Source organism: Nocardioides sp. S5 (genome assembly GCF_017310035.1).
Classification (GTDB): Bacteria; Actinomycetota; Actinomycetes; order Propionibacteriales; family Nocardioidaceae; genus Nocardioides.
This window is the reverse complement of the sequence record NZ_CP022296.1, coordinates 1,337,202-1,361,236: the sequence shown is the minus strand read 5'-3', so window position 1 is coordinate 1,361,236 and position 24,035 is coordinate 1,337,202. Positions and strand designations below refer to the sequence as shown.

Below are 24,035 nucleotides of genomic sequence, written 5' to 3'. Positions count from 1 at the left end.
CGCGTGGCCGAGCTCCTTCTTGCTCGAGCGCGGGTGCTCGCCGAGGGCCTTGAGAGCGCGCTGCGCGCGGCCGATGGCCTCGGAACGCTCCTTCGTCTGCATCGTTGCCTCTGTCATTCCCGGGGTCCCTTCTCAGTTCGGGTGCGCGGCTGCGCACCGAGCGGGTCGTCCTTGATCTCGCCGGTGTCCAGGTCGACCTCGACCAGGCGCGGTCGACCGACCGGCTCGGGCTGCTCATAGGCCCGTCGGTTGACGGGCAGCGCGTCGACGTCGTGGGCGAAGGCGATCTCACGCCGCTGGGTGCTGGCCTCGCCCAGGTGCTCGTTGTGCCGCGGCTTGGCCGGCCAGCTCTTGTGCTCGTCGTCGCAGTGCGCCCGCAGCCTGTTCCGCATGCGGTCGGTGAAGGCGGGCAGGCAGTAGCGGTGCCACTCCTCGAGCGCGTCGCTGGTCATCGCCAGCCCGGCTCGGCGGCGCTGGTCGGCCAGCACCGCGATCTCGTGGACCAGGTGCGGGTGCAGGGGCCAGCAGCTGGGGATGAGCCCGGAGACGTCCCAGGTGTACTCGCGGTTGAGCCAGACCACGACGTCCTCGAGCCACTCCCACAGCCCGTGCCGCAGCTCGGGGTCCAGGCACGTGGCCGGCTCCCAGGGCCGCGGCAGCAGCAGGGTGTGGTTGCCCAGAGCCTTCTTCTGCTCCTCGGTGCCGTTGATGGCTATGTGGAGCTCGCGGTAAGCCAGCCGGACCTGCTCCCCGGGCACGGGGAACGGGAACACCATCGGGCTGGGCGCGACCCGTCGGGCCTGTTCGGTCGTCACAGCTCACTCCTTGTCGGTTCGGTCTCGTCATCGACGAAGCCGAGGCGGCGCGCCTCGACGAGGGCGGCGGTCGCCCGGGCCTGGGGGGTGATGACCATGCGGCGGTCGTTGGTGAGCCGCGCGCGCAGCGCCCGCTGGTCGGCCAGCAGCCGCTCGCCGGCCTTGCCCTCCACGCAGCGGTGGAGCTTGGCGATGATCGGCTTGCCGTTCTCGGCGATCACCAGGGCCCGCCGTTCGGGGAGCTGGCGGACCTCCTCGGGCCGCAGGATCGCGATGTCGTCGCCCTGGTAGCCGCCTCCATTGCCGCGGTGAGTGCGTCGCCCGATCCGGACCTGGCCGAGTAGGTCGGAGATCTCCTGGTTGAACGCGACGTCCTTGGAGCCGCCGAACATCACCAGGGTGTTGGTGAGGCCGAGCAGCGCCCGGGCCTCGTGCTCGCCGAAGATGCTGGTCAGCTGGGGACGGGTCTGGGCGGCCCAGATGAACGACAGGCCCAGGGCGCGCTCGTTGGCCATCCGGGTGCGCAGGGTCGGCAGCGGTGCGGTCGAGGGCAGCTCGTCGAGCACCGAGACCAGGGGCGGGCACAGCCGGCCTCCCCACGGTGAGGAGTTGGCCAGCAGCAGCCCGGTGTCCAGCACGTGCTCGGCCACCGCGGTCATCAGCGGGCTGGCCGAGGCGTAGGGGTCTTCGCGGCCCAGGAGGTAGATGGTGCCGCGTCGACGGATCACGTCGGCCAGGGCGGTCGCCGGGTGCCCGTGGCTGGGCACGCAGCGGCGGCGGATGTCGGCCTGGAAGAACAGGGACACCGCCTGCTGCACCGTGGTGATCGTGTTGCCGGCGGTGCGGTCGTCGCCGTTGAGCGCCCCGTGCAGCAGGCCGTGCCAGAACGGCTCGGCGTGCGGGTGGCGTCGCAGGATCTCCATCGGCTGGGTGGCCGCGGTCGGGTTCGCGACCCACTGCAAGACGTCCTCGAGGGTCTTCCCGGTCAGGGCCGCGGCGTGGAAGTAGCCCTGCAGCACCTTCGCCGACTCCGCGGCATAGAACCGGGCCGCATCGTCCCCGGTGCCGCCGGTGATCGCACCCTTGACGGTGCCGGCCGTGAAGGCCTTGGCTCGCCGCTCGGCGACCTTGGGATCGACGCACCCGGCGATCGGGTCCCAGATCAGCTCGTCGACGACGCCCTCGGCCAGCCCGAACGGATCGAGGACCACGCACGGCCGGTCGTCGCGGGAGCGTTCGGTGAGACTGAGCAGCAGGTCCTCGACCTTCGTCAGGGTGACCAGGGCAGCGCCCGGGGCACTGAGCAGCGCCGGGGTGAGCAAGTCGAGGGTCTTGCCGGAGCCCTGCGGGCCGATCACGCCGGCGGTGCGGTCCCACGGCACCCACAGCTCGCCGCCACGCGGCTCGTGCGCGTCCCCGATGCGCCAGCCCACGTCCCACGGATTGAACCTCAGCTTCATCGCTCCTCCTTCGTCCGGCGGCCGTTCAGGAGCCACGGGCTGAGCCCGTGGCCGAGCTGCGGCCCGGTCTGTTCGGTGAGGTCACCGGCGGTGCGCTGAACGGGTGCCGCCGTGGCGGCGGCGTGCTTGCCGTAGAGGTCGGGCCGGACGATGCCGGCGACCTTGCGCAGCCGAGTGACACCGAGGATCTTCTCGGCCTCTGCGGCGGTGGCCATGCCGCGCATGCGTCCCGGGCCCCAGCGCTGGTAGGCCCAGACGCCGACCCAGATGGTGGCGGTCAGCAGCGCTACCTCGGTCATCGCGAGGCTGACCCACACCAGGCCCCGGCCAGCCAGGCCGTCCGGTGTCGGTGTGGGCAGGCCGGCATCGGCGTGCCCGCCGAGCGCGCCGGGAAGGCTGGTCCAGAAGGCGGTGCCGATCGGTGAGGGGAACGCGCCGGCGTTGGCGTCGGGCCAGGTCCAGCCGGCGCCGGCGAGCAGGTTCGCGACGGAGCGGCCGAGCTGGATGCCGATGACGATGACGAACAGGGTCGCCAGGGCCACGGCTACAGGGATCTCCCAGGTCCAGGGGTAGGGGTCGCGTCGTCGCTCTCGCTGCATTGAATTCCACCTCGTGGTCGAAGTTCTGGCTGGTCACCTATGTGTCGGGAGGGCCCGGCAGCGATCACACAGACCGACTCGACTTCGAGGCGTTTTCAGCCAGCCAGGTCGAGGGGTCGACGTTGTCGGGTCCGTAGATGGAGCCGTTCTCGAGGTGGACCTCGAAGTGGAGGTGGCAGCCACTTCCGTTGCCTTCCTTGCCGACCTGGCCGATCGGCTCGCCGGCGGCGACAGTCTGACCGCGGCTGACGGTGACGTTCTGCATGTGCGCGTACCAGGTGGTCAGGGACCCCGCGCCGGTGGTGACCTTGACCAGCTGCGGGCCGGCCCAGGCCTGGCTGGTGTCGATCTCGATAGTGCCGGCGTGGGCGGCGTAAACGGTCGTGCCGCAAGGGGCGGAGAAGTCGGTTCCGGTGTGCCAGTTGGACCAGTAGGGGCCGGTATCGTGCCAGTTCTTCCGGTCCGTTCCGATGTACTGCGCGGGAACCGGGTAGACCACCTCGTCACAGGACGCGCCCTCGAGACCAACCGGGGAGGCCTGGGCGTTGGGGAGCACGTTGATGTGCGGGTGGTCGAGGTGGTTCGCGGAAGCCGACCCCCGGTCCTCCATCCGTCGCCAGCCCTCGTCGGCCCGCGCGACCGACCAGATGCGCTGGTACCAGATGATGTAGTCGATGGCGAGTTCCTTCGCGTGCGCCTGGGCGTACGCCACGAGCGCGTCCCCCTGGGCCTTGCCGGCGGGAGTCAGCGGGACCATGAAGTCGGCCGCCAGACCGGCCGGGTGACCGTGGGGGTCGGTGGCGCTCTCGCGGTAGCCGCCGACGGTCTTGATGTCGAACATCGGGCCGAGGATGTTCACCAGCTGCGTCAGCTGCGGCTTGACCGGGCCGAGGTTGTAGTTGGTCGCCTGGGCGACCGCACAGCCCGCGCTGCTGCCGGCGGTGGTGGCGACCACGAGTGGGTGGTCAGCGAGCTTGCTGGCCTGGGTGCTGTTGTCTACCTCGGCGCTGGCCCAGGTGAGGTTGGCGCCGTAGATGTGGTCGATCGGCGCGTCCTTCTTGGGCTTCTTGCAGGGCTCAGCCGATCCGCCGAAGGCGTTGCTCAGCTCAGGGGTCAACGCGCAGTGTGAGGAGTTGTTGCCGTCCTTGCCGTCGTTGAAGTCGCCCAGGATCACCGCCGGGGTGCCGGTGCCGGAGAGCTCGGTCATGGTGGCCAGCTGGCGTCGCAGCGCCTCCTTGCGGTGCCCGGCGGCGTTCCCTCGAGTGTTGGCGGGGTTGTGGATGCTCCAGACCCAGATCACCTGACCGGTGGTGGTCGAGGTCAGCTGCACCAGGGGCATGCCGACCTCCTTGCCGCCGAAGTAGGGGATGTCGACGAGGCGGCCGTCGGTCTGCTTCCACTCGTTGCGGTCCCAGATGACCCGGTTCTGTGACTTGCCGCTGGCCGGGTACATGCCCCACTTGGCCGCGTATTGGTTCTCCAGCGCGGTGGCCTGCGGGCCGTGCACCTCCTGGAGGCCGGCGATCGTGACGCCGGCGTTCTCGATCGTGCGCATGGCCCCGGGCAGTCGCTTGTCCCAGGTGTCGTAGCCGGGCCTCTCGTTGCCTCCGCCCGGCTGAGCGTCGGTGTGGCCGGCGCCCAGGATGTTGAGGGTGCCGACGGTGATCGGGTTGACGGTCTCGCCCTGGCAGTTGGCGACGTTCGTGGTGGAGCCGTCGTCGGGGAGGTCGGGCAGGTCGCCGCCGAGCAGATCGGTGATGTCGCCGGCGACGTCCTCCCACTGCGCGTAGGCGTCGGGGAAGCCAGAGCGCTGCACGGCCTGGGCGGCCTGGGTCAGCGCCATGTCCTGCCAGCCAGGGATGTCGAGCAGCCCGGGGTTGCCGGTGTGCTGGGCCTGGCCGAAGAAGGCGCGGGCAGCGAGGACGGGGTTGGTGACCTCTGCACGGCTCCCCCAGCCGGTCGAGGGACGCTGCTTGAACAGGCCGCCGGAGTCTCGGTCGCCGCCGCTGAGGTTGACCAGCTTGGACTCCTGGATCGCGGTGGCGATCGCGATCTGCAGGCCGGAGCGGGGAACCTGGAGGTCGCGTGCGACCTGGGCGATGGTGATCGCGTTGCGGGCCTGCTCGGTGGTCAGGGTCGGGTAGCTGGAGGCGAACCGCAGTCGCATCAGCTGGGCGAGCACGTCGCCGGACGGGGGCTCGGCCGACGTCCTTGTGGTGTCGGCGGCGTTCACCACACCTTCGCTGGTGGCCGCGGTCGTGGGGGCGCTCTCGGGGCCGGCGCCGTTCATGGCGATGCGGGCGGCGATCCAGTGGTGGTCGGAGACCATGGCCCCGTCCCAGCCGCCCTCGAGCCGCACGCCCTGGTGCTGGGGGAAGAAGATGAAGTCGACCGAGTGGTTGTGCCAGCCGTAGCCGGCGGCCTTCATCTTGGCGGCCGCCGCCCACGGGAGGTCGGTGTAGGAGGCGTGGGTGTTCATGTCCCCGCCGATGAGCACCGGGCCGTGGGTGGCCAGGGAGTTGCGCAGCTGCAGCAGGATGTCCATGCCGGCGCCGTACTGCTGGGGCCGGGTCAGCGGCGGGTTCCCGTGCTGGCGGGGGTACTTGTGCGGGTTCGTCATGTGGTGGGTCGAGATCACCGACACCACGGCGCCGTCGGCGCGCTCGAGGATCACCCAGGTGGCGAACCGGTCCCAGGTGACCGGGCGGCCCTTGTAGTAGGTGTTGTCGTCGACGGCGAGGGTGACCCGGCCTCCGTTGGCCTTGGACCAGATGTCGCGCTTCCAGAGCACGACGTTCCCCATCGAGTTGTTGTCGCCGGTGTGGTCGGTGACCCGGAACGCTCCGTAGCCGGGGGCGGCGGCCTCGATCTGCGCCAGGCTCCAGCCGCTGGCCTCGTTGAGGCTCACGAAGTCGGGGTTCGTCGACAGCACCCGGGGCATGGACGCCCGGAAGCCGGCGAGCCCGGAGCGGCGCGGGATGTTGGCCTGCGCCATGGTGATCTTGCCCTTGACCGGGCCGCCCACGGGGCCGTCGATGACACCGAGGTCACCGAGCTCGGTGGGTGCGGTCTCGCTGGTCTGGGCGCGGCACTCGGCGGCCGCGGTCGTGGTCATAACCACCATCAGGGTCACGACGAACGGCAGGGCCATGAAGATGATCAGGACCGGCAGTCCGGCGAGGAGTAGCTTCTTCACAACAGGTCAGTCCCGAGCGCCTCAGCCGGCAATCTCTAGGAACTCAGGTTCGATCAGGCGTCCATGCGCTCCGATCTGCGTTTGTGCAGGTGGCGTCGGTTCAGCTCTCCAACGGGCCTGAATTGACAAAGCGTCACCTCGAACGACGGTTTGGCTGTAGCATCGATGCATGATCGCTTCCCTTGAAGTCGGTGACTGATGGGTTTGGTGGCGTTGCCGGGCGGCAGCGCTGTTGATCCGGCACTTATAGGTGCGCAGGCGGCCCAGGACTTCGAGCAGGAGCTGGTGGACCAGTACGCGCTGGCGATGTCGGCGGCAGGTCTGACTGACCGCCACATCGGCGGGACGCGAGCAATCGTCATCGAGTTCGCTCGCTCGCTGTCGACTCCGCTGTGGGAGGCCACCTGTGCGGACGCGGACGCGTTCTTGGCCCAGCAGCGGCGGATGGGGCTCAGCGTGTCGACCCGGGCCGGCAAGGCCGGCGCGCTGGCGGGCTTCTACGAGTTCGTGATCGCCCGCTACGAGGGCGCGATCCGCCGCACGACCGGTGTCTTGGTCGAGCAGCCGATCGATGAGTTCAATCGCCAGTCCGGGGCATCGCTGGGCAAGGTCCGGGTTCCGCCGTCGGATGAGGAGATCGACTCGCTGTTCACCGCCTGGCGCGGGTCGGTCACCCAGGCACGCAAGTACCTTCCCGCGGCCCGCGACTACTTCGCCGCCTCGCTGTGGCGCCGACTCGGGCTGCGTATCAACGAGACCGTCATGCTCGACATCCGCGACTGGCGCCCCGATCTGGGTGAGTTCGGCAAGCTCCACGTCCGCCACGGCAAGGGCTCGGGCGGCCGCGGACCGAAGCCGCGGCTGGTGCCCGGAATCAACGGCGCGAACCAGTTGATCGACTGGTGGCTGGCCGAGGTCCGTCCGCAGTACGGCGAGGATTGGGCCGACCCGGACGCGCCACTGCTGCCCTCTGAGCGGTTCGACAGGGACTTGGACCGCTGTGGACGTGTCGGTGCGAACGCGCTGCGCCGCGCCCTGGGGATCCAGGTCGACGAGTGGTTGCCGGCGTGGTCGGGGCGAATGACGCCACACGTGCTGCGGCACTACTGCGCATCGTCGCTGTACGCGGCCGGGATGGACATCAAGGCGCTCCAGGAGCTCCTTGGCCACCAGTGGCTGGCCACGACCTCGGGCTACCTCCACGTCCGCAGCGATCACATCGAGCGCGCGTGGAACAGCGCGAGCGACCGCGTCGAGGCCCGCCTGGGCCTCCGTACCGACTGACCCAACCGAATCGAAGGAGAGGATCCAGATGCAGTGGAGCTTGCGGCTGCGGGCCGCCGAACGAGGGATCTGGAAGTCCGCAGAACTTCGGCGGATGCTGGCAGATGCCGGGCTCGAGATCTCCGCCGGGAAGATGTCGTCGTGGTGGGCCGGGACCCCGCCGACGATGCGCCTCGAAGAGCTCGACGTCCTGTGCGCCGTGCTCGAATGCACCCCGAACGACCTGATGACACCCGAGCCGGACAAGGTCGCTGCGCGCCGTCCCCGCAACACCGACGCCGCCAACGGCGGAAACGGGGATGGCGATCCGAACGGCAACGGCGGCACGCCACCGGCGGTCACCCCGCGGCTCGGCAAGCTCCGCTCGACCCCGCCGCTGTAGCCCGCACCCCCATCGCCCACGGACACGACGAGCACCGCATGCCCGCGCCCGGCCCCAACGCGGCGTTGCGGCTGCCGCCCAAGTGCAACGCCTGCCAGAGCAACCGCGTCGCGTGGACCAGCCCCAGAGTCGACTTCTGCTATCAATGCCTGCCCGGCGGCCCGTTCGCCGCTCCACCGTGCAACCGCTGCCGCGCCCGGACCGACTACTTCAGTCAGGGGCTGTGCAGCCGGTGTCATCCCCGCAGCCCCGAGCACATCGGATCCTGCAAGGGCTGCCTGGCCTGGGGCGTCTACCCCCGCCACAACTGGACCTGCTGGTCCTGCCGCTGGTGGCAGAGCCACTACCCGAAGGGCACCTGCGCCCACTGCGGCCGCGCCAGCCACGTCAGCGACCGACAAGCCTGTCGCCTCTGCCTCGAGAATGCCCGCCTCGAACAGAAACCCGGGCGGGCACCCGATGTCGCCGCGGGGAACAAGGACAGCCAGCAGCTGTTCTTCGCCAACATGGTCTTCAAGCGACGCGTGACACCGGTGCCTGACTACGTCAGCTGGGCTGGCCGTTGGTCGAAGAAGAACAAGAACCAGCTGCCCTACCAGCCAGGCACCAGGTTCAACGATCACGCGCTTGAGCAGCTGGCCCTGTTTGAGATGGACCCCGACCCCGAGGTGCTGCGCCAACGCCTCCTGGTGGAGGACAGCGAACTGACCCGGTACTGCGCGGCCATCGTCGCCGACCACGCCCGCCGCTATGGCTGGAGCGTCAGGCAGCGCAATGCCGTGATCCAGTCCCTGCGGCTGCTGCAGATCCTGCGACCTACTCCCACCGCGAAGGTCCGCGCCAGTGACGTCGTGTGCTTGCGCCGCTACGACGGCACCATCACCTCCACTCTCGACGTCCTCGCCGAAGCCGACCTGCTGATCGAGGACGTCCCGACCCGGGTCGAGCGGTACTTCAACGCCAAGTTCATCGAATCCGGCGCCCTCCCGGACACCATGCGGGAACACCTCCAACTGTGGCTCCAGGTCATGCTCGGCGGATCCCGACAAGCGCCACGCCAGCTGCCTCGCGAACCCGAGACCGTCGAGCTCCACATCCAGGGCCTCGTGCCCGTCGTGCAGGCGTGGGTCGAAGCCGGGCGTCAGTCGTTCGCCGAGATCAGCACTGACGACATCCTGGTCGCCCTCGCGGCCCTGTCTGCCGGCACCAGCCACCGCCACTTCGCCGAGAACGGGCTGATGTCGTTGTTCAAGATCCTCAAGGGCCGCCGGCTCGTCTTCACCAACCCCATGAGGGGCATCGACCTCACCCGTGTCGCCACGAACCTTCCGCTGCCGCTGGACCCCGCAGTGATCCGGGCTGAGCTGGACTCGCCGAACCCGGCCGTCGCGCTCGCCGTGGCTCTGGTGGCCTTCCACGGACTGACCGGCAAGCAGGTCGGGGAGCTGCAGCTGACCGACATCGTCGACGGTCGCCTCCACCTCGGCGGCCGCGACATCCCGCTCGCCGCACCCGTTCGGGCCAGGCTGAGTGCCTGGCTTGACCACCGCAACCGAACCTGGCCAGCCACCGCGAACCCATACCTGCTCATCAACCGTCGCACCGCGCCGCGTCTCGTCCCCGGCGGTCCGTCCTTTCCCTGGAAGGACAGCCGCGTCCGCCCGCGGGCGCTGCGCGAGGACCGCATCCTGCACGAGATCCATGCCACCGGCGGCGACGTACGCCGCATCTACGACCTCTTCGGGCTCAGCGTCGAAGGCGCCACCCGTTACCTCAAGACCGTCGAGCACCCCGACCTGAGGAACGAAGACCAGCCTGGCACCCAGCCATGACCGTGCTTTCACGTACCGCGCGGCGCCGGTCGAGAGTTGTCGCAGCATCCTCACGCCACGGATAAGCAACCGCGGCGCGCATGATTCGGACAATCTGGCGCTGACGAATCTGGTCACGGGCCGCAGCGTGGCGGCTCAGCGTCCCCCCATCCGTCCCCCCGAACCGTCGAAGGGCGGGGGGACGTGGCGCCCTACACCGCGTTTATGCAGGTCAGGCGGCGTCCCCCCGAAACATCAAGGAGATTCCAGAGCCGGTGGCTCGAGTGGTGGAGGAGGAGTCCCGCAAGCGGATCCACTTCTCGCGGAGCTCGACGCGACAGCGTTCGTGGTCGGTCTGCTTACCGGCGTCGCGAGTCCGCGGCGCTGCGGCCCTGCGCCGAGCTGGTCGATCCTGGAGGTTCCCACGCCGCAGCCCATTGGGCTATGGACTCGATCACCGGCGCCAGGGAGTGGCCCTTGGTCGTCAGCGTGTAGTGCACGGTGGTGGCGGAGGAGGCGCGTTCCACCACGCCCTCGCGCTCGAGCTCGCGGAGCCGCTGGGCGAGGAGCCGATCGGTGAGCCCGGGGATTCTTGAGCGGATCTCGCCGAAGCGGTCGGCTCCGTCGAGGAGTGCGCGGATGATCGGGCCGTTCCAGCGCCGCCCGATCAGCTCGACCGCGCGGTGGAAAACCGGACAGTAGCCCTGTGTCTCGTCCATGCAGACAACCTCCGCGGCCGACGAGTCGCCGGACCTTGACTCTTGCCAACGCCGTTCCCGGAATGATACTCCTAGAGTCACTTACAAAGAGTAAGTGTCTACTTCGCACACGAGGAGCTCTCATGGACGCTCTGGTCCTCATCGGCCGGATCCTTTTCGCGCTACTGTTCCTGGGCGCCGGGATGGGCCACTTCAGCCAGCGGGAGATGATGACCGGCTACGTGGCGAGCAAGGGTGTGCCGGCCGCCGGGTTGATGGTGCCCTTCTCTGGTGCGGTGAGCATCCTGGGCGGCCTCATGGTGGCCGTCGGGGTCTGGCCCGACCTCGGTGCCCTGCTGCTGGTCGCCTTCCTGGTGCCGACGGCGGTGCTGATGCACGGCTTCTGGCGCGAGACCGACCCGGCGAGCAAGGCCAACGAGCAGACCCAGTTCCTCAAGGACCTGTCCCTCGCGGGTGCCGCGCTCGCCCTGTTCGCGTTCTTCGCCTCCGCGGGCGACGAGCTCGGCCTGCTCGTGCTCGGCCCGGTGTTCACGCTGTGACCGGCTTGCTGGTCGACCTGCCCGCCCGCGGCGGCGCCAGGCCGCGCACTACCCCGAGCAATCCGCACACTCAGCTCGATCAACAACCGGACGACGATCGGCCGCGCCGCCTCCTGGAGGAGCGGCTCGCCCAGCTGCCGGACGTGGTCTGGCGCCCCAGCATGATCTCGGTCCCGGGAGCGCGCGCCCTGACCCTGCCGGAAGACGCCGCGCAGGGCCCGCCCGAGGCCTTCATGATCGGCACCGAGTTCGCTCACCTGCACCCCGCCCCGGACCACTCACTGCACCTGGTGCTGCCGCCCGACGTCGCCTCCCGCGTAATCGAGACAGGCTGGGCAGAGCAACACCCGATCGCCCGCCGCGGCCTGATCACCTCGGGCGCGGTGATGATCTACGCACCCCGCGACGAGGAGGAGGCAGAGCTGGTCTCCCAGATCGTGACCGCCGCCTTCGAGTACGCCACCAACCCCCCGGCCTGACCAGCCGTACTGACAGAGCGCCGACGTGCTCGGCATCCGGGCCACTCGGGTCCGGACCAGTCGAACAAAGATCGGAGTCATCCATCATGCGCATCCACGAGCTCGGCCACCTGGTGCTCTACGTCCGCGACCTGGAGCGCTCACGGCGGTTCTACCGAGACGTGCTCGGGTGGAACGAGATCCGCGGGGAGGTCCCCCTGCCGGTCCCCGCGGCGGCGTTCTCCTCCGGACGCACCCACCACGAGCTGCTGCTCATCGAGGTGGGCCCGGCCGCGGCGCCGATGCCCCCGGGGCACCGTGTGGGCCTGTACCACTTCGGCCTCAAGGTCGGCGACGACGACGACGACCTGCGCGAGGTCGTGCGTCACCTGACCGAGCACGGGGTGCAGATCCAGGGGGCCAGCGACCACACGGTCACCCACTCGCTCTACATCGCCGACCCCGATGGGCACGAGATCGAGCTCTACGTCGATGTGATGGCCACGGAGGAGTGGCTCGCCGACCCCTCGGTGGTCTTCGCCCCGATCCGTCCCCTACGTCTGTGACCCTCCGTGGATGCCTGGAGCGGCGCAGGCCGCAGCGTCTGGCCATCGGCATCCAGTCCGCTGCCCAGATCACCGGCCGTGCTGGAGGTGACAAGGCCGGCACCGTGTTGCTGCGCTACTCACTTACGACAATCATGCCGTCTCTCAGATGAGTATGGCGGCGGCCGATTGCGCGATGGGTTACGAGGCGTGGAGGAAGGGAGCGAGCCCCGCACGCGCGGGGGGTCCGATGGCCGCGGTTTCCGTGCTCCTCGCAGTCCAGCATGCCCCGGTGCGGGGCCGGCTGACGGTTCACCTGCATCGAGCGCGTCACTGTGAACCGCCTGGGCGTGTCCGGAGACTACGGATCGTGGTGTTGAGGTCCCATTCGGTCAGCGGATGTTGGGGCCGGTCTTCTCGTCGAGGTTACGCACGTGCCGCTCCACTCTCCGCAGGGTCCGTTGAAGGTTCTCGAAGTAGCCGGGGAGTTCTTCGAGGACGGCGGTGCTTCGGTTGAGCCGGTCCAGACTTCCGGGCAGTGGTCCGGTGGTGGAGGCGAGCCTGCGCAGCGGCCGTTCCATCTTGTCCAATGGTTCGACGAGGCTTTGGTCGAGGCCGGCGAGGCGACCGTCGAGCCGGCGCAGGGAGGTCTGGAGGTCGCCGAGCTGGCCGGACAGTCGCGCGAGTTTGGGTGCGGCCTCGCCGAGGGGTTTGGAGGTGCGTTGCAGCGTCTCGAGGTCGTGCAGAAGTCGGTCGACCTGGCCGGCGAGGGTCTCGATGTGCGGCGCGACAAGCGACAGGTCTTTCGTCGCTCTGACGACCGGCGGGGTGACCTTCTTGACGTTGCGGTCGATCCGCTGGACTTGGTCGAGGGTGTCGGGGGCCCGGTCGACGACCTCGAGGGTTTCGGGCATGTGGGTGGCGGCCTTGGCGAGGGCCGGGATGTGGGGGATGAGCAGGGCGAGTCCGAGGGTCAGGACGAGGAGGACCAGCGCGACGAGGGCCGCGAGCGCGCGTACCGCCCAGAGCGGGAGAGCGTTGTGAAGCATGAGGAACCATCCTTGCGTTGACGGGCAGCGGGTCCCGCTGTTCGCTTCGGGCGACGGTGTGGTGCGTTGTTCACCCGCCCGATGCTGCGGTCACTGCGTGCCCCGGGTGAAGTGGTCGACGCCGACGGTGAGGAACACGGCCGTTGATGTTCCGACCAGGGATCCGTCGCGGTCGGTCAGGCTGGCGGCGAGGAACAGTTTGCGGCCCTCTTGATTCGTCACGCGTGCCTCCATCCGGTAGGGGACGCCGATCAGTACTGGCGCTCGGTAGTCGACCGTCAGCTGGCGGGTGACCGCGGGGGTTCCGACCAGGTAGAGCAGGAATTCGTAGAGGTCGTCGATGACGGTGGCGACTGCGCCGCCGTGGGTGATGCCGGGTGCGCCGATGTGCCGGTTGTCGAAGGTGTGCTCGGCCACGACGCCGTCCCATGGCGGCGAACCTGGAGGTGGTGGCCGTGCGGGTTGTCGGGTCCGCAGCCCAGGCACCGCTCGTGGTGGGGCGGCAGGTCGACTCCTTCCGCGTGCGGGCGGAACTTCTCAGCCAAGGTGGCAAGCATCGATGGCAGGTCAGTCATGGGGTGGACGGCCTCTCAGGAGTTGGGCCCAGGCGGCGAGGACCTGTTCTTGGCGGTGGCCTGGGTGGGAGGTGAGCAGGCCGCTGACCCCCCTGCCGAGCAGGAGGTCGAGGGTGAGCCGGATCGTGACCGGGTCGTCGGTGACGTAGGTGCGACAGATCTGCGCAAGCTCGTCGTTGACGCGCTCCTCGGCTGGGATCAACTGGGCTCGCAGATCGGGGTGTGAGCGGGCGGCCACCCACAGTTCCAGGGTGGCGGCGTACAGCGGACCCGAAAGAGCCTCTGCCAACAGCCCGAGCGCAGCCTCCTGCGGCTCGATCCGACTCCGAGAACGCTTCGCCCCTTGAGGCGTGGCCGGGGACAGGTCGGCCAACGCCTCGCGTACTCGCCGCAAGCGCTTCTGTGCCAGATACTCGACCGCCGCGACCACCAACTGGTCTCGGGTCCCGAAGTGATGCAGCTGTGCGCCTCGTGACAGACCGGCCTTCGCGGCCACGGCGGCACTCGTGGTACCGGTGTAGCCCAGGTCGACCAGGCACGCCACGGTGGCCTCCAACAGCACGTGACGGGTGGCTGCGGAGCGTTCCTCCTGCCGCCTTGCCTGCACTGACACAGTCACACCTTACATGCAGGCACGAATGTATGTAACTTTGGGTGCGTCGAGTTCCTCGCATCCGAGGGCGGGCCATCCTGAACGAAGCCGGGACCCGACGTCTGTCGGTTAAGGGGTTCGGCGATGCTCGACGACGACGACCGCTACACCTCCGCCACGCTCGCGGAAGGGTCTCAGGTCAGTCCGGCCGTGATAGCCGCCGAATGGCCGAGGCAGCGACGTTTCCTGCCCAGCGAATTGGATGGAATACGGGAGCGCTGGTCCGATTGCCGGCGGGGGGTCCTGGGCGTTCCCCAGAAGTCCGGCTCTGGATGCTTCGGTTCGCTCAGTTGCGGACCTCGATGTTTTGTCGGTCGGTTGCTTCGGCCTGCTGGTTGAGCATGGTCAGCAGCTTGTCGCCCTCGATGTCGAGGTCGGGCAGCACGCGGTCGAGCCAGCGGGGCAGCCACCATGCTCGCTCGTCGAAGACGGCCATCAGGGCCGGGACGAGCGTCAGCCGGACGATGAAGGCGTCGATGAGGATACCGGCGGCGAGAGCGAAGCCGATCTGCTTGATCATGATGTCGTGGCTGAAGATGAAGCCGGAGAACACCGCGACCATGATGATCGCGGCCGCGACCACGACGCGGCTGGCCTGGTCGAACCCGCGCACGACGCTCTGGCGGGCCGGCTGGCCGTGGATGTGTGCCTCCCGCATCGAGGAGACCAGGAAGACCTCGTAGTCCATGGCGAGCCCGTAGAGGATGCCGGTCACGATGATCGGCATGAAGCTCATCAGCGGGCCGCCGGTGTCGAACCCGAAGAGGCCACTGAGCCAGCCCCACTGGAAGACGGCGGTGGTGGCACCGAAGGTGGCCAGGATGCTGAGCAGGAAGCCGGCGGTGGCCTTGAGTGGGACGACGACCGAGCGGAAGACAAGCATCAGGATCAGGACGGAGAGCACGATGATGATGCCGAGGTAGAGCGGTAGGACGTCGGCGAGCTTGTCGGACATGTCGATGCCGATGGCGGTGAACCCGGTGACGCCGAGTTGCACCTGGTTGTCCTGGGCGATCGCGTTGTCGGGCTCGCGCAGCGACTTCACGAGGTCGCTGGTGGCCTCGTCGCTGGGGCCGGAGGTGGGGATGACGCTGAACACGGCCAGGTCGCCGGCCTCGTTGACGCCAACGGGGGCGGCTAGCACGATGTCGTCTCGGTCCTGGAACTCCCCGAGGAGTTTCGCGGTCAGCTCGGGTGTGACGCGGCCTGCGGTGCCGGTGGGCTCTGCGGTGACTAGGAGGGGGCCGTTGAATCCCTCGCCGAAGCCCTGGGAGACCGCCTCGTAGCTCTGCCGGGCGGCGGTGTCCTGGTTCGCGGTCTCGCCGGTTGGGATACCCAGGTTCATACTGGCCGCCGGGATCGCCATCACGCCCAGGATCGCGACCACGCCCGCGATGACGGGCCACCGGAACCTGATCACACCCTTGACCCAGTGGTCGGCGACGCTGTGCGACTCCGCCTCCACCCTTGCGCGGCGTCGGGATCGGGCCTTGTCGGAGCAGATCCGCTCCCCGACCAGACCCAGCAGTGCGGGCAGCAGGGTCAGGGCGATGAGCACGGCCAGGGCCACCGTGGACGCCGCGACCAGGGCCATCGTGGACAGCATCGCGATACCGATGACGGTCAGCGCGCTCAGCGCGATGAGGACGGTCAGTCCGGCGAAGAAGACCGCGCTACCCGCGGTGCCGACCGCTCTGCCGGCCGCCTCCCGCGCGGTCAGGCCTTGGTCGAGGATCAGCCGTCGCTGCCGGTTGACCACGAACAGCGCATAGTCGATGCCGACGGCGAGGCCGACCATGAGACCGAGCACGGGGGTGGCGGAGTTCATCTCGACGGCCGTCGAGAGCGCGTACGCGCCGCCCACGCCGATGCCGACGCCGACCAGTGCGGTGATCAGAGGCAGGCCGGCCGCGATCAGCGAGCCCAGGGTGAGCACCAGCACCAGGGCGGCGACGGCGAGACCGACGACCTCGCCGATTCCGACCGGGATCTCGATGGCCTTGAGCGAGTCGCTCGGGAGCACGGTGATCCCCGTTCCCTCCTCGGCACGCTCCACCACCTCGACCACCGAGGTGACGTCGTCAGCTGTCAACGAGGTCGAGGCGACTGTGAACTGGAACTGGAACAACGCGACCTGCCCGTCCGTGGACACCAGCACGCCGGGCACCGGGGTCCCGTCCACCACCAGCGGCTGGTAGGAAGGCGCCTGCCCCTGGTCCGACCCGGCTGGGGGATCGGCCGGCGCATCTTCCTGAGGAGTGCCCGGTCCGCCCTGCTCCCCGGTACCCAGAGCGGCGTCCAGGGGGTTGACGACCTTCTCCAGGTCATAGACGTCGCCGACGGTGCCGCTGATCACCGCAAGTCGGTCCGGAGTGTCGAGCCGCTCACCGTCCGGGGCAGTGAAGACCACACTGGCCTGGCCCCCCGAGGCGGCGGGGAGCTCGTCGGCTACGCGGTCGAGCACGGTCTGGGCCTCGGTGCCCTCAATCTTCATCTCCGAGCTGACGCTCACCCCATTGATAGCGACCGCGCCGACTACCACTGCGAGGGCGGCGAGCCAGCCCGCAATGAACAGCCACGGTTTGCCGAACGCAGTTCGTCCGAGCCGGTACAAGAAAGTGGACATGGGCCTGGTGCTCCTTGAGGGCAAGTGGGGCGGCGTCTAGAAGCCGTGGCGCAGGTAGTCGAATGTGATATCGAGGAATGAGCTGTAGTCCATCGACGTAGAGCTGAGGTCGCTCTCACCGCCGAGGTGCACATCGAGGGTCCCCTCGAGGGCGGCCATCACGGCGCCGTACACGGCACCGAACAGCAGGGGCACGTAGACGGTGGGGTACCGGTCTCCCGCCACCGAGGCCAAGAGGTCCTGGGCGGTATGGCGCATGCGTTGCTGAACGCCCAGTACGTAGGGCTCCAGGGTCGGGTACTGCCGCGCCATCGCCATCAGCTCGCGCATCCTCACCAACGCGTCTGCGGTGAACTGCGTCCTCATCACGGCCAGCAGGGCATCGAGCAGGGACAGATCAGCGGGAAGGCCGGTCAGGATCGCACTCGCGTCCTCGACACCACCGAACGCGACCGAAGCAACTGCCTCCTCCTTGCAGGAGAAGTGGTTCGCGAAGGTACGGCGCGAGTACCCCGCCCGCTCCACCACGTCCGCAGTGACAAACCCCGACAAGCCGCGCTCACGGGTCAGATCGAACGCCGCCTTGGCCAGCGCCTCCGCAGTCGCCTCGCGCTTGAGATCCCGCAACCCACGATCCACGCCCCCAGTATGCCCGTCCCTACCCAATGAGCAAAAGTGCCCAATGCGCAGCTCGCATTCGCCTCCGCGCGCGGTTCCGCAGAGCGCGCCAGCTCAGTCGCCTGCTCGTGCACCTGCCGCAGCCGTTTCTGCGCCAGATGCTCGACCCGGCGACCACCAACTGGTCGCGGGTCCCCGCAATGGTGCGGCTGGGCGCCCGCGACAGCCCGGCCTTCTGCGCAACCGCCGCGCCAGCGGTGCCGGCGCAGCCGAGCTCGACCAAGCACGTGATGGTGGCATCCGGGAGGACGCCACGCTCTGCAGCCGAGCGGTCCTCCTCGCATCTGAACGCAGGTGCACCTCCGCGGGTTACATGCGTGCATAAATGTATGGGGACTGCGCTCCCGTTGCTTCCGCGAGTGATGGAGCCGCATGAAGGCAGGGTGAGGTCATGGCCGAAGTGGTCCTCGACTATCCGCACCGTCAGGCCGAGCACTGTGCCTCCGGTGCCTTGCGCGACCTGATGGAGTGGGAAGGGCTCGGCTGGGCTGGTACGGGGTTCCGAGGCCGCCTGGCCGGCGCGCTCGCCGCCGCTCAAGGGTCCCGGATCACCTGTCCGGTGACCTTCTCGGTGACGGCTCCCGATCCGGCACACGCTTCCCGTTGCGGCGTCTCTGAACCTGAGTGTCCGCACAGGCTCGAGGACGTTGCGTATGCTCAGGTTCGTCGCAGAACCGTCAAAATACGCGCGAACTTCTAAAGAGCGGCCTCGATGGCCTCGTTGGTGTAGTAGAGCTTCTTCTCCAGCGGGTGGAGCACCGTCTGGACCTTGTAGGTCGCGTCTCCGACGCACCACAGCGCGCGGCCCTTGTCCTGCATCGCCCAGCCCGAGACGAGGTCCTGCGCGATCGGACCGAAGCCGAGCATCGAGTCGAGTTCCCGCGCGACGCGGGGCTTCTGGCCGCCGAGGATCTTGATGTCGGCCAGCTCGAGGAGGTCCTTGGCGATCATCGCGGCCTGGGAATCGGCATCGCCGACCGAGAGCAGGTCGGAGGGCTTGTGGAGGTTGGCGAACTGGATGTCGGCGCCCTTGCCGGCCATGCCGCGCGAGAGCCGCAGGTCGGCGTCGAAGCTCATCACCGCGGAGACGCCGAGGCGCATCTGCTTCCAGACCTCGTCGCGCACGACGATGCGCAGGTCGCCGGGCTCGGCGATCTCGCGCAGTCCGCGGCCCCAGGAGTTCATGCACAGCAGCGCGATGCCAACCGCCTCGTCGCCGAGGCCGTCGAGCCGGGAGAGGCTGAACGACTGGATCGGGGCGCGCCAGTCGACCTCGATGTTGGTGAAGTCGTCGAAGAGGCCGGCCAGGGTGCCGGTGACCAGCTCGCCGAGCGCGTTGCGCAGCAGCCGGGTCTCGTCGAGGAACTGGCGGGTGTTCGCGTACTCGCACGCCCGGACGAGCTCCTCGGTGGGGTTGCGCAGCAGGTCCCACAGCCGCGGGATGGTCGTCTCCTCGAGGATCGAGTTGCCGGCGGCGTAGCCGGTGAGGATCGCCAAGGCGTTGCGCACCACATCGGACTCGTCGGGGCCGAACGGCACTCGGCGCTCGTCGTCGATCTTCATGCTGCCGACCAGGCCGCGGACCAGGACCAGCCACCGCTTGAAGATGATCGTCGCGCGCCGTCGGGCCTCCTCGGCCGAGAGCTTCTCCCAGCCATGGCCGAGGGGGCCCATGGCCAGCGGGTTGATCCGGGCCCAGTAGCCAGGGGCGATGACGAAGGGCTCGACACCGAGCGCGCGGCACAGCGACTCGTACTCGTCCTTCGGGTCGCCCAGGACCAGGGTCCGGTAGCCGAAGGGCATCATCCGGGTGCAGAACGCCTTGGTGGTGCCGGACTTGCCGGTACCCGGCTTGGCGAACTGGAAGATGTTCGGGTTGGTCGCCGGCACGTCGTCGCGCAGCACCCAGCCGAACGGGTCGCAGTAGAACGATCCGCCGGCGAGCTGGTCGACACCCATCTGCGCCCCGGTCGGGGGCAGGGCCGGCGCGGACACGAACGGCCAGAACACCGGAGCCTGGTCGCTGGTCATCCGCCAGGCCTGCGCCGGGGCCGTGGCGGGGGACCAGCCGCGGCCGCGACGAGCTGCACCTCGGCGCGGTGCGTACTTGAAGATCCGGGGCTCCTTGGCCTCCGGGGCGAGCGGGGGGATCGTGGGCAGGTCGTGGCCGAAGTCGGACAACAAGGCCGCCATGTCCCTGCCTCGATCGGCGCCGCCGCGGTTCCGGCGGGTCGTGGTGGGCATCAGGCGTCTCCACTCCTGGTCAGGCTCATCCCGACGGGGATGGTCGAGGCGGCGAAACCGACGTCCTGAGCCAGGTCGAGCCGCAGCGGCGCAAACCCGGCGCGTCGGATCGAGGCGTCCAGGCGGCGGCCGAACTCGGTGATCCGCAGCGTCTTGGGAACCGTGACCGTGCAGACCGCGTAAGGCCGGACCAGCGCGTTGCCGTGGGCCAGCTTGGCGTCCAGGCCGCGGGCCTTGTGGGCCTCGTCGCGCTGCTTGGCACGGGTCTTGCGGCCGAACTTCTCGTTCATTCCCTCAGCCAGGTCTGCGGCCCACTCGGCGTTGCCGGACTGCCGGTCAGCTTTGGACTGGGACACGATCGGGAAGGCGACGACGAACGAGCGTCGCTCACCGGACTCGCTCGGGGTGAGGATCGGCGCCAGGGCGCCCATCGCCACGCCGCGGGTCGGGAGCTTGATGGTGGCGCTGATCGAGTTCCACGCGTCGTGGCTGTAGTGCCGCACCGTCGCGTCGGCGCCCGAGGGCCCCGCCAGCGCCCAGGGCACGTCGGCGTTCACGCCTCCGTCCTTCTCCCGCATGGCGAGCGCCTCGACGATGCCGGCGCGATCGCCCGGGGCGAATCCGGTCCGGGACGCCAGGGCGAGCTCCGGCGAGGTGAGCCAGCGGACCGACGTCATCCCCATCGGGCCACGCAGCTGGGCCTCGATCTCGGACATGAGCAGGTAGAGCTCGCGGCAGCGGCCCTCGAAGCCACCGCCGGACTCCTTGGCCGACCGGGCGATCCGGGTCTCCGGGACGACGATCGTCACGAACTGCTCGGTGCGCACCGACGCCTGGGTGAGGCCGACCGCGAGGTCGATGTTGACGACCTCGGACAGTTGGGGGGCGTTGTCGCGGCGGTGCTTGTTGACCCACAGATCGCGCTCGGCGCCGTCCTCGGGGACGGTGCGAACCATGAACAGGATCTCGTCGATCTTCTCGGTGCGGCCGGCGACGTCGAGCAGCCCGGCCAGCGCCTCGCCGTAACGGCTGCGCTCCTCGGAGTCCTTCATGCCGATGCCGGGGTGGACGATCGAGGCGGTGACTGCCCAGGTCTTCGTGGCGTCATCGTGGATCACTCCGACCCGCTGGAGCTGCGAGCCGTGCGGCGGGCCGTCGTGGATCTTGATGCCCTGCAGCACCCCGGGAAGGTCGGGGGTGTCGAGGTCCTCGGCGCGGCCCTCGGTGGCCTTGGCACGGAACGAGGTCCAGCCGAGCAGCCCACCGACGGCGTACATCGTCGAGGCGAACACCCAGCCGGTGGCCGAGCGGCCCCGGACCGGGATGACGGTGATGGCCAGCAGGAACAGCCAGACCAGGGCGAACAGGAACGCGGAGAACCACGCTCCGCGGCTGATCGCCCAGAACGCCGGCAGGCTGGCCAGCGCCAGGAACATCAGCTGGCCTCCGGAGAGGCCGAAGAACCAGCCGATGCGGTCGCGCTGGTAGTCGGCGTAGATGGTCATCGTCGGTTTCCTTCCGGGTCATTGCATGTCGATCGGGGGCTGGGGGCAGGTGGGGCGGCGCATCGGCTACACCGCCACCGGGGGGATCGCGCCGCCAGCTGCACCGGCTCCGCCGGCACCGCCGGCCGCTCCCCCGCCGCCGCCTGCGGCCGGGGTCTTGGGCGCTGCCCCGGCACCACCGCCGCCCTGCCCGCCAGAGCCGCCCCCCGAGCCACCGCCGGGTCCGCCGCCGTTGGGCAGCGTCGGCGGGGTGGGCGGAGCAGGTGGGGTAGGCGGGGTCGGCAACGGCGAGTCGTCGTCCCCGCTGTTCTGCGAGCCGGGGTGCGTACCGCTGCTCTGGTCGCCAGACCGGCCACCGGACTGGCGCCCGCCCATATTGCTGAAGTCGGGTCCGTAGGTGCTCTGCCCAACGCCGGCCTGGTTGGACTCGTCCGACATCAAGGACGTGGCCTTCGCTCCGGCGCTGCTGACCATCCCGAGCCCGGCAGCGAACGCCTGGCCCACACCGCCGAAGCTGCCGAGGACACCCTGGGTGGACTTGTTGAACCGGTCGCCCGTCGAGGCCTCGGCGCTCTGCTCACCCGACGAGCGACCGTTGCCGTCGGTGGTCGACGCGGCCGACGATCCGCCGCCGGCACCGCCGCCGCTCAGCAGCCCCTGGAGGCCGCCCTGGATGGCCATGCCCTGCCGGAACGAGGCGCCACTGGGGGTGCCGGGGTCCACGAACGCCAGGAGCTTGAACAGCGCCAGCGGCGCGACGACGCTGATCAGGATCGTCATGACCGCCGGCAGAGCCGTGCCGAACGCCTTGGCGGTGCCGTCAGCGAGGTGGGCAGCGACGCCGTTGGCGAACTGCACGCCGATCCCGAGCACCATCACCATCAGCACCGGGGTGAACGCCGCGGCGTGGAACCAGCGCAGCGACTTCCAGAACCAGGAACGGGTGAAGTCGGAGACCAGGCCAGCGGCTGCGAGCGGGCCGGTGGCGGTGAGCACCAGCAGGGAGGCCGCGCGGGCCAGGTAGACCAGGACGTGCCCGATCGCGGCCAGCCACAAGAAGATGCCGAGGAAGGCCAGCGCGGTGGCCACGCCGGCGTCGGTCATGTCGTCGACGCCGAGACCGCCGAGCGGGTCCCAGTCGGGCCAGGTCTGCACCTTGAGCAGCGACTTCATCAGCGCCTTGGCGATCGCCCCGCAGGCCGCGACGATCATGACGCAGTAGCCGAACCAGCAGGCGCAGACCAAGACGAACTGACCGGCGCCGATAAACGCCCGCGCGAGGCCCTTGCCCTCGCGCTTGAAGGCCGCAGCACCGAGCTGGATCATCGCCAAGATGACCACCAGGGCGAGCGCGAGCCACAGCGTGAACGCGTAGACGTCCTTCCCGGGTCCCTCGGCGCTCAGGTCGGGGGTCAAGAACAGCTCCGAGAACGTGAGCACGATCCGCAGCACGAAAAGGCCAGAGCTCCAGACCGCGAGCATGGCCGCGGTCCAGGCATCGGCCGCAGCCTTGGCGATCACGTCGCCGATAGCCTCGAACGGGTTCGGGATGTCACCCAGGCCGGGGACCCCGCCGCCGAAGAGGTCGGCGGGAGTGGGGAGACCGGGAATGCCGGGTACGCCGGGGATACCCGGAACACCCGGCAGGATGCCGGGTCCGCTGCACAGCGCATCGAGCAGCCCACACCCGCCGACTCCCGGCACCACTCCCCCGACACCCTTGACGCATCCGGTGAGGCTGGGGTTTTCGAGGCACTCCTGGACGCCCTCGACCTGGTCCTCGATCCCGTCTTTGACGCCACCGGCCGCGTCCTTGCCGCACTCGATCGGGTCCTTGGCACAGTCGAGGGCGTCGCCGCCGAGGTCGCACAGCGCGTCCGGACCAAGGCAGCCCGTCTTGAGGGGGCGGGCCGGCAGCTGGCTGGTGGTCTCGACCGTGGCGACGTGCGCTGAGCTGGCTGCCGTGCTGGCCGACGGCTCGGCCGCGGCCGCGGCAGGCGGCTGGACGGTCGGGGCGGCTCCGAGAAGCGTGGTGAGGACCAGGACCGCCAGGGCGCCGATGCCCAGCCGAGTCACCCGGTGGAAGAGATCGGCGGTGCTCACTGGGGTGCTCCGTTGATCGGGATCCAGCCGGCCTGCTTGTACTCCGGGGTGCCCGGCGCGACCGCATTGGGCTGTCCGGTGGAGACCAGGTGTTCGATGTCCTCGGTGCTGCCCTGGACCAGGCGCCAGTCGCCCACGCCGTCGACCTCGAGCCACCGCATGAGTTGGGTGCCGGAGTAGAGGCCGTCGCTGACCTTGCCGTTGGCGGTGGTGAGGGTGACGTAGCTGAGCAGGTTCACCGCGTAGTAGCCGGTGTCGAGCTCCTCGAGGGTGTAGGCGATCGGCGTCACGGCGTACGACGCGGGTGGGGGGACGTCCCCCTCTTTCGGGGCACCGGCCTGCTGGCGGCGCAGCGCGACGGCGTCGCGGGCGCGCTGTTCGAAGACGGTCTTGTCCTCGGGGTTGGCGTACAGGCCGGCCACGGCGGCGGCCTGGTCGTAGTCGAACCCGACCTGTGCCTTGGCGACCTCGACCTGCAGCGCGACCGCGCCCAGGTCGGTCTGGGGGAACCGGGTCGGGTAGCCGTCGGCCTGGTCGGCGCCGGTCGGGATCACGACGCCGTCCGCGGGTACGGTGTCCGGGGCGACCTGGTCGACCGAGACGTTCTGCCCCTGCTGCCCGGTCTGGCTCGAGGAGTCCCCGGAGGTCTTGTCGGTTCCGCTGTAGTCATCGGTCCGGCCGCGCGCTCCGAGCCAGACGGCGGTGGCCACGAGGGCGGCGATCGCCACCAGGACCCCCACGCGCAGCAGGATGGTGCGGGACTCCCCCATCGAGTCGTTGATCCGGTTGCTCATC

The 24,035-nt window shown here is 69.4% G+C and carries 21 protein-coding genes; 7 read left to right on the top strand and 14 right to left on the bottom strand.

The annotated features are described in order from the left end of the window. Positions 1 to 113: 113 nt before the first annotated feature. The 4 genes from CFI00_RS06735 to CFI00_RS23835 form a co-directional block, all read right to left on the bottom strand. The gene (locus CFI00_RS06735; protein WP_242532720.1) at positions 114 to 815 is read right to left on the bottom strand and encodes a hypothetical protein; all 702 of its coding nucleotides are present in this window, start codon (positions 813 to 815) and stop codon (positions 114 to 116) included. After that, complete coding sequence (locus CFI00_RS06730; RefSeq protein WP_207084465.1) at positions 812 to 2,275, bottom strand: TraM recognition domain-containing protein; 1,464 nt, start codon at positions 2,273 to 2,275, stop codon at positions 812 to 814. The genes CFI00_RS06735 and CFI00_RS06730 overlap by 4 nt, the downstream gene beginning before the upstream one ends. Further along, the gene (locus CFI00_RS06725) at positions 2,272 to 2,874 is read right to left on the bottom strand and encodes a hypothetical protein (protein WP_207084464.1); all 603 of its coding nucleotides are present in this window, start codon (positions 2,872 to 2,874) and stop codon (positions 2,272 to 2,274) included. The genes CFI00_RS06730 and CFI00_RS06725 overlap by 4 nt, the downstream gene beginning before the upstream one ends. Positions 2,875 to 2,938: 64 nt before the next feature. Further along, on the bottom strand, positions 2,939 to 6,070 hold the full coding sequence (locus CFI00_RS23835; protein ID WP_207084463.1) for a peptidoglycan DD-metalloendopeptidase family protein: 3,132 nt from the start codon (positions 6,068 to 6,070) through the stop codon (positions 2,939 to 2,941). A 198-nt stretch (positions 6,071 to 6,268) separates the two neighbouring features. Here CFI00_RS23835 and CFI00_RS06715 point away from each other — a divergent pair, with 198 nt between their 5' ends. Genes CFI00_RS06715 through CFI00_RS06705 form a run of 3 tightly spaced genes read left to right on the top strand, consistent with a single transcriptional unit; the run spans position 6,269 to position 9,568 of the window. Further along, positions 6,269 to 7,354, top strand: coding sequence for a tyrosine-type recombinase/integrase (locus CFI00_RS06715; RefSeq protein ID WP_179652825.1), 1,086 nt, complete (start codon positions 6,269 to 6,271; stop codon positions 7,352 to 7,354). Positions 7,355 to 7,382: 28 nt separating this feature from the next. Continuing rightward, positions 7,383 to 7,736 (top strand): helix-turn-helix transcriptional regulator, encoded by a 354-nt coding sequence (locus CFI00_RS06710; protein WP_179652827.1) that lies wholly within the window; start codon positions 7,383 to 7,385, stop codon positions 7,734 to 7,736. A gap of 38 nt (positions 7,737 to 7,774) precedes the next feature. Further along, the gene (locus CFI00_RS06705) at positions 7,775 to 9,568 is read left to right on the top strand and encodes a hypothetical protein (protein ID WP_207084462.1); all 1,794 of its coding nucleotides are present in this window, start codon (positions 7,775 to 7,777) and stop codon (positions 9,566 to 9,568) included. Positions 9,569 to 9,906: 338 nt separating this feature from the next. On the opposite strand, the gene CFI00_RS06700 is transcribed toward CFI00_RS06705, so the two are convergent. Continuing rightward, on the bottom strand, positions 9,907 to 10,266 hold the full coding sequence (locus tag CFI00_RS06700) for a helix-turn-helix domain-containing protein (protein WP_179652831.1): 360 nt from the start codon (positions 10,264 to 10,266) through the stop codon (positions 9,907 to 9,909). A gap of 122 nt (positions 10,267 to 10,388) precedes the next feature. Here CFI00_RS06700 and CFI00_RS06695 point away from each other — a divergent pair, with 122 nt between their 5' ends. From CFI00_RS06695 to CFI00_RS06685, 3 genes are all read left to right on the top strand, one after another. After that, entirely contained in the window at positions 10,389 to 10,805 is a 417-nt protein-coding gene (locus CFI00_RS06695; protein ID WP_179652833.1) for a DoxX family protein, read from the top strand. Positions 10,806 to 10,810: 5 nt separating this feature from the next. Next, on the top strand, positions 10,811 to 11,284 hold the full coding sequence (locus tag CFI00_RS06690) for a luciferase family protein (protein ID WP_207084461.1): 474 nt from the start codon (positions 10,811 to 10,813) through the stop codon (positions 11,282 to 11,284). Between the two features lie 86 nt (positions 11,285 to 11,370). Beyond that, the gene (locus CFI00_RS06685; protein WP_179652835.1) at positions 11,371 to 11,829 is read left to right on the top strand and encodes a VOC family protein; all 459 of its coding nucleotides are present in this window, start codon (positions 11,371 to 11,373) and stop codon (positions 11,827 to 11,829) included. Positions 11,830 to 12,200: 371 nt separating this feature from the next. Here the strand turns inward: CFI00_RS06685 and CFI00_RS06680 are convergent, their stop codons facing one another. The 5 genes from CFI00_RS06680 to CFI00_RS06660 all read right to left on the bottom strand — a co-directional run bounded on the left by CFI00_RS06680 (position 12,201) and on the right by CFI00_RS06660 (position 17,349). Beyond that, positions 12,201 to 12,857 carry a hypothetical protein gene (locus CFI00_RS06680; protein WP_179652838.1) on the bottom strand — a complete coding sequence of 219 codons (657 nt, stop codon included), beginning with the start codon at positions 12,855 to 12,857 and terminating at the stop codon, positions 12,201 to 12,203. A gap of 90 nt (positions 12,858 to 12,947) precedes the next feature. Next, a complete protein-coding gene (locus CFI00_RS06675) occupies positions 12,948 to 13,274 on the bottom strand; it encodes a PaaI family thioesterase (RefSeq protein ID WP_242532719.1) in 327 nt (108 codons plus the stop codon). 150 nt (positions 13,275 to 13,424) lie between these two features. Then, a complete protein-coding gene (locus tag CFI00_RS06670) occupies positions 13,425 to 14,045 on the bottom strand; it encodes a helix-turn-helix domain-containing protein (RefSeq protein WP_179652840.1) in 621 nt (206 codons plus the stop codon). A gap of 325 nt (positions 14,046 to 14,370) precedes the next feature. Continuing rightward, positions 14,371 to 16,710, bottom strand: coding sequence for an MMPL family transporter (locus CFI00_RS06665; protein WP_207084460.1), 2,340 nt, complete (start codon positions 16,708 to 16,710; stop codon positions 14,371 to 14,373). A gap of 36 nt (positions 16,711 to 16,746) precedes the next feature. Continuing rightward, on the bottom strand, positions 16,747 to 17,349 hold the full coding sequence (locus tag CFI00_RS06660; protein ID WP_188782375.1) for a TetR/AcrR family transcriptional regulator: 603 nt from the start codon (positions 17,347 to 17,349) through the stop codon (positions 16,747 to 16,749). 430 nt (positions 17,350 to 17,779) lie between these two features. Here CFI00_RS06660 and CFI00_RS06655 point away from each other — a divergent pair, with 430 nt between their 5' ends. After that, positions 17,780 to 18,088, top strand: a complete 309-nt coding sequence (locus tag CFI00_RS06655) for a hypothetical protein (protein ID WP_179652846.1) — start codon at positions 17,780 to 17,782, stop codon at positions 18,086 to 18,088. Here the strand turns inward: CFI00_RS06655 and CFI00_RS06650 are convergent. The 4 genes from CFI00_RS06650 to CFI00_RS06635 form a co-directional block, all read right to left on the bottom strand. Next, on the bottom strand, positions 18,085 to 19,632 hold the full coding sequence (locus CFI00_RS06650; RefSeq protein WP_207084459.1) for an ATP-binding protein: 1,548 nt from the start codon (positions 19,630 to 19,632) through the stop codon (positions 18,085 to 18,087). The two genes, CFI00_RS06655 and CFI00_RS06650, sit on opposite strands and share 4 nt — an antisense overlap. Further along, positions 19,632 to 21,137, bottom strand: coding sequence for an SCO6880 family protein (locus CFI00_RS06645; RefSeq protein ID WP_207084458.1), 1,506 nt, complete (start codon positions 21,135 to 21,137; stop codon positions 19,632 to 19,634). Before CFI00_RS06645 ends, CFI00_RS06650 begins: the two co-directional genes overlap by 1 nt. A 66-nt stretch (positions 21,138 to 21,203) precedes the next feature. Beyond that, positions 21,204 to 23,240: a type IV secretion system protein gene (locus CFI00_RS06640; RefSeq protein ID WP_207084457.1), complete on the bottom strand. Its 2,037-nt coding sequence runs from the start codon at positions 23,238 to 23,240 to the stop codon at positions 21,204 to 21,206. Beyond that, positions 23,237 to 24,034, bottom strand: coding sequence for a hypothetical protein (locus CFI00_RS06635; RefSeq protein ID WP_207084456.1), 798 nt, complete (start codon positions 24,032 to 24,034; stop codon positions 23,237 to 23,239). The genes CFI00_RS06640 and CFI00_RS06635 overlap by 4 nt, the downstream gene beginning before the upstream one ends. Between the last annotated feature and the right edge of the window lies 1 nt (position 24,035).

Bases quoted from the DNA above. Each gene is read 5' to 3' on its own strand.
- CFI00_RS06705 (WP_207084462.1), top strand. From the start codon at position 7,775: ATGCCCGCGCCCGGCCCCAACGCGGCGTTGCGGCTGCCGCCCAAGTGC.
- CFI00_RS06730 (WP_207084465.1), bottom strand. From the start codon at position 2,275: ATGAAGCTGAGGTTCAATCCGTGGGACGTGGGCTGGCGCATCGGGGAC.
- CFI00_RS06680 (WP_179652838.1), bottom strand. From the start codon at position 12,857: ATGCTTCACAACGCTCTCCCGCTCTGGGCGGTACGCGCGCTCGCGGCC.
- CFI00_RS06710 (WP_179652827.1), top strand. From the start codon at position 7,383: ATGCAGTGGAGCTTGCGGCTGCGGGCCGCCGAACGAGGGATCTGGAAG.
- CFI00_RS06655 (WP_179652846.1), top strand. From the start codon at position 17,780: ATGGCCGAAGTGGTCCTCGACTATCCGCACCGTCAGGCCGAGCACTGT.
- CFI00_RS06645 (WP_207084458.1), bottom strand. From the start codon at position 21,137: ATGACCATCTACGCCGACTACCAGCGCGACCGCATCGGCTGGTTCTTC.
- CFI00_RS06665 (WP_207084460.1), bottom strand. From the start codon at position 16,710: ATGTCCACTTTCTTGTACCGGCTCGGACGAACTGCGTTCGGCAAACCG.
- CFI00_RS06650 (WP_207084459.1), bottom strand. From the start codon at position 19,632: ATGCCCACCACGACCCGCCGGAACCGCGGCGGCGCCGATCGAGGCAGG.
- CFI00_RS06700 (WP_179652831.1), bottom strand. From the start codon at position 10,266: ATGGACGAGACACAGGGCTACTGTCCGGTTTTCCACCGCGCGGTCGAG.
- CFI00_RS06695 (WP_179652833.1), top strand. From the start codon at position 10,389: ATGGACGCTCTGGTCCTCATCGGCCGGATCCTTTTCGCGCTACTGTTC.
- CFI00_RS06685 (WP_179652835.1), top strand. From the start codon at position 11,371: ATGCGCATCCACGAGCTCGGCCACCTGGTGCTCTACGTCCGCGACCTG.
- CFI00_RS06715 (WP_179652825.1), top strand. From the start codon at position 6,269: ATGGGTTTGGTGGCGTTGCCGGGCGGCAGCGCTGTTGATCCGGCACTT.
- CFI00_RS06635 (WP_207084456.1), bottom strand. From the start codon at position 24,034: ATGAGCAACCGGATCAACGACTCGATGGGGGAGTCCCGCACCATCCTG.
- CFI00_RS06725 (WP_207084464.1), bottom strand. From the start codon at position 2,874: ATGCAGCGAGAGCGACGACGCGACCCCTACCCCTGGACCTGGGAGATC.